This is a genomic window from Streptomyces sparsus, from assembly GCF_054776295.1.
Genome location: NZ_BAAHCA010000417.1, coordinates 1 through 4,235 on the forward strand (window position 1 = coordinate 1; position 4,235 = coordinate 4,235).

Consider the following 4,235-nt stretch of genomic DNA (forward strand, 5'->3'; position numbering starts at 1 on the left):
CCGCTGCTGGTGGCGGTGGCGCTCGACCGGGCGGTCCCGGCGCTGCGCGCGGGCGGCTACGGCCCGCTGCTTGCGGTGGCCGGGGCCTACCTGGTGTGCGCGCTGGCTTCCGGCGGCCTGCAGTACGTGTTCGTCCGGGCGGCGGCGCGCGTCAGCCAGCAGGTGCTGCTGGACCTGCGCGGACGCATCTACCGGCATGCCCAGGTGCTCAGCGTGGACTTCCACGACCGGTACACCTCGGGCCGGCTGATCTCCCGGGCGACGACGGACGTCGAGTCGCTGCGGGAGCTGCTGGACGAGGGCATGCAGGAGCTGCTGACGGTGGTGCTGTCGGTGGTCTACATCTCCGCGATGCTGATGTATCTCGACGTGGGGCTGGGCGCGGCGGCGGCGCTGTCGTTCGTGCCGCTGTTCGCGCTGGTGCGCAATTTCCAGAAGCGGTCGATGCGCGTGTACCGGAAGCGGTCGACGGCGGTCGCAGGGGTGATCGTGAAGTTCGCCGAGACGATGAACGGCATCCGTCCGGTGCAGTCGTTCCGCCGGGAGCGGGCCAACGACGCCGCGTTCGGCCGGCTCAACGACCACCACCTGCGGTTGAACGGGGACTCCATCCTGGAGATGGCCCGCTACGTGGTGCTGTCCCGCCTGACGGCCAACACGGCGGTGGCGGGAATGGTGCTGTGGGGTGCCTACCGGGTGGCGGACGGCACGCTGGGGCTGGGCGTGCTCGCGGCTGCGGCGCTGTACCTGCGGCGGCTGTACGACCCGATCGACCGGCTCGGCATGTTCCTCAACTCCTACCAGTCGGCCGCCGCCTCGCTGGAGAAGATCGCGGGGCTGCTGGCGCAGGCCCCGGGGGTTCCCGAGCCCGAGCGGCCGGTCGCGCTGCCGGAGCGGGCGTCGGGGCGGCCGGGCCGTGCGGTGACGTTCGAGGACGTCGGCTTCGGATACCGCACGGGCGGAGAGGTGCTGCCGCCGTTCCACCTGGAGATCCCGGCCGGCCAGACGGTGGCCGTGGTGGGCTCGACGGGGGCGGGCAAGTCGACGCTGGCCAAGCTGTTGGCCCGCTTCTACGACCCGTCGTCGGGGCGGGTGCTGCTGGACGGCACGGACCTGCGGGACCTCTCCGCGACGGAGCTGCGGCGGGGTGTGGTGATGGTGACGCAGGAGGCGTTCCTGTTCTCCGGCACGGTGGCGGAGAACATCACCCTGGGCCGCCCGGACGCCACCCGCGAGCAGGTCGAGCAGGCCGCGAAGGCGATCGGGGCGCATGACTTCATCACCGCGCTGCCCGACGGCTACGACACCGACGTGCGCAAGCGCGGCGGCCGGATCTCGGCGGGCCAGCGGCAGCTGGTGTCGTTCGCGCGGGCCCTGCTGGCCGACCCGGCGGTGCTGATCCTGGACGAGGCGACGTCCTCGCTGGACGTGCCGGGCGAGCGGGCGGTGCAGCACGCGATGGACACCGTGCTGCGCGGGCGCACCGCGATCGTCATCGCGCACCGGCTGTCCACGGTGGCGGTCGCGGACCGGGTGCTGGTGATGGCGGACGGCCGCATCGTGGAGGACGGCCCGCCCGCCGAACTCATCGCCGGCACCGGCCGGTTCGCCGCTCTGCACCGGGCCTGGCGGGAGAGCCTCAGCTGACACCTGGCACCCGGTGCTTCCGCTTCCGTGAGCGGTGCCGGGTGATCACGTTCCGAGAGCGCGGGCGAGCAACGTTCTGCGGTTGTGCGTCGAGGTCTTGGCGAAGATCGACTTGAGGTGGTCCTGCACGGTGTACTCGGAGACGAACATCCGACGCGCCACGGCGTGGCTGTCGTCGCCCCGGGCCAGGCGGCAGAGCAGCTCGCCCTCCCGGTCGCTCAGGGCGAACGCCCTGGTGAACACGGCGAGCCGCTCGGTCGGCGAGGTCTCCTCGATGGTCACGGCGATGTCGCGCCGGTGCGGTGGTTCTCCGCCGCCGATCCGGGCGGCGCGCAGGGTCAGCCACAGGCCGTCCTTGAGGTGTACCCGGGCGCGTGGCGCGCTCGTGTCGGCTCCCGCTTCGACGGCCAGCAGCTGGGCGGCGACGTTGTATGCGCTCGCGGGGACCGTCGGGCGGCCGGGCGCGGGCGGCACCAGCGTGCTCAGGTAGGTGTGGGCCGCCGGGGTCTGACCGAGTACCCGCAGGTCGGGGGAGAGCAGCAGCACCAGCGGGCCGGGGCGCGGGGTGGCGGGCGACGACGACCGTACCCGGAAGGTGTCCGCCTGGCTGCGGCGCAGCGCGGTGGTCACCGGTTCGGTGAGGCGGGTCAGGTGACTGCGCTCGGGGTGGCTGAAAGGCCGGTCGTACCGCCACAGGTCCAGGAACCCCCAGCAGCCGAAGCGGTCCCGGTGGACCGTCGAGGCGATGTCCCGCACCCCGTACTCGTGCAGCATGTCGCGCCACAGCAGGCTGTCCGAGGGATCCCGGTGGTCGCTGAGCAGGGCGGCGCCGCTCAGCGCCGTCCACCGGTTGACCTCGGTGAGGTACTTGAGGCGGATCAGCCGGGGCAGCTCGGCCAGGCATGGAACGTCCGCGAGCGGTGCGCACCCCACGGAGGTCTCCGGGTCGGTGAGCAGGAACGCGTACGCGTCGAACGCCACCGCCGTGCTGATCTCGTCGAGGATCCGGGCGCGTAGCCGGCGGGAGTCCCCGCCCACCTCGCAGCAGCGGACGACACGCTCATGCGACCGCGCGTACACGGCGGGACCAGCCATGGTCCGAGCGTACGCCGAGACTTCCCACACTTCTGGGATGTGCCGGGCCCCCGGGCACTGCCGACCATGGGGGCATCGCACCGAGGAGGAGTCATGTCAACCCTGCACATCGAGCATCCGATCACGGACTTCGCCGTGTGGAAGGCCGCGTTCGACCGGTTCGCGCCCGCCCGGGAGGAAGCGGGCGTGCTGCGGCACCGGGTCCAGCGGCCGGTCGACGATCCCGCGTACGTGGTGGTCGACCTGGACTTCGGCACCGCGGAACAGGCCGAGCGGTTCCTCGGCTTCCTCAGGACCCGGGTGTGGTCCTCACCCGGCAATGCCCCCGCGCTCGTCGGGGAGCCGCGGACCCGGATCCTGGAGACCGCCGAGGAGGGGTGAGCGGCGGCCCGGGGGTCGGCGTCGGCGGTCGGCGTCGGCCGGGAAGCGTCGGCCGGGAAGCGTCAGCCGGCGCCACAGAAGGCGGCCTCGGTGACGGCGGTCTCCCGGGCGGAGCCGGTGAGCCAGTCGCCGTTGAGGTGGAAGGTCAGCACGCGGGAACCGTCGGCGGTGCCGAGCGTCCGCGCCGCGGAACCGTGGATGTCACCGGCGTGGCCCCAGACGGTGGTGCCGCAGGAGAGCGTCCGCGACTCGACGCCCAGACCGTAGCCGGCGGTTCCCGCCGGGTCGAGCGGCACGCTGTCGAACATCGCGGACTGCTGGGCGTCGGGCAGCAGTTCACCGCGCAGCAGCGCGCGGTAGAAGCGGTTGAGGTCGGTCACGGTGGAGACGATCTCGCCGGCCGCCCCCGCCCAGGAGGGGTTGAGCAGGGTGACGTCGCGCGGTCCTCCGCCGGCGGTGTCCGCGCCGGGCGCGGAGTAGGCCACCGGGTGCGGGCCGGGCAGTGTGGTGCGGGTGCCGGGCAGTGACGTCCCGGTCAGCCGCAGCGGTCCGATGATGCGGGAGCGCACCTCGTCGGCCCAGCTGCGGCCGGTCGCCTGCTCGATGACGAGGCCCGCGACGAGGTAGCCGGTGTTGGAGTAGGACCAGCCGGTGCCGGGCGGGAAGTCGGGGCGGTGGCGCAGCGCGGTGCCGATCAGCTGCCGGGCGGTGCGGGTCCGGTAGCGGTGCTGGTCGAAGCCGGTCGTGAGGTGGTGGAGGACCTCCCGGTCGGCGGTGTAGTCGGGCAGCCCGCTGGTGTGCTGGAGCAGGTGCCGCACGGTGGTCTTCCGGCCGTCGAACCCGTTGGCGTCCAGCAGGCCGGGCAGCCACCGCTCGACGGTGTCGTCCAGGTCGAGTGCGCCCTCGGCTTCGAGTTGCAGCAGCACGGTGGCGACGAAGGTCTTGGTGATGCTGCCGGCTCGGAAGTGGTCGGCGACCTGGCGTGCCCGCCCGGTGCGGAGGTCGGCGACGCCCGCGTGGTCGAACCAGCTGCCGGTGGCGGTGGTGGTGAGCGCCTCGGCGACGGGGATGCCGCCGGCGACCAGCCGCTCCAGGGCGGACCGGGTCGCGGC

At 73.1% G+C, this 4,235-nt stretch carries 4 protein-coding genes; 2 read left to right on the forward strand and 2 right to left on the reverse strand.

What is annotated here, in order from left to right:
* Positions 1–1,647 (forward strand): ABC transporter ATP-binding protein (locus ACYVE9_RS17580; protein ID WP_461028827.1); only part of this gene is annotated, 1,647 nt, incomplete at its 5' end.
* A 45-nt stretch (positions 1,648–1,692) separates the two neighbouring features.
* On the opposite strand, the gene ACYVE9_RS17585 is transcribed toward ACYVE9_RS17580, so the two are convergent.
* On the reverse strand, positions 1,693–2,742 hold the full coding sequence (locus ACYVE9_RS17585) for a helix-turn-helix transcriptional regulator (protein WP_461028828.1): 1,050 nt from the start codon (positions 2,740–2,742) through the stop codon (positions 1,693–1,695).
* Between the two features lie 93 nt (positions 2,743–2,835).
* On the opposite strand from ACYVE9_RS17585, the gene ACYVE9_RS17590 reads away from it, so the two are divergent.
* A complete protein-coding gene (locus ACYVE9_RS17590; protein WP_461028829.1) occupies positions 2,836–3,123 on the forward strand; it encodes a hypothetical protein in 288 nt (95 codons plus the stop codon).
* A 62-nt stretch (positions 3,124–3,185) separates the two neighbouring features.
* On the opposite strand, the gene ACYVE9_RS17595 is transcribed toward ACYVE9_RS17590, so the two are convergent.
* On the reverse strand, positions 3,186–4,235 hold a 1,050-nt coding region (locus ACYVE9_RS17595), incomplete at its 5' end, for a serine hydrolase domain-containing protein (protein ID WP_461028830.1).

What these genes read in the sequence shown, in the direction of transcription:
- ACYVE9_RS17590 (WP_461028829.1), top strand. Translation starts at nt 2,836, where the DNA reads ATGTCAACCCTGCACATCGAGCATCCGATCACGGACTTCGCCGTGTGG.
- ACYVE9_RS17585 (WP_461028828.1), bottom strand. Translation starts at nt 2,742, where the DNA reads ATGGCTGGTCCCGCCGTGTACGCGCGGTCGCATGAGCGTGTCGTCCGC.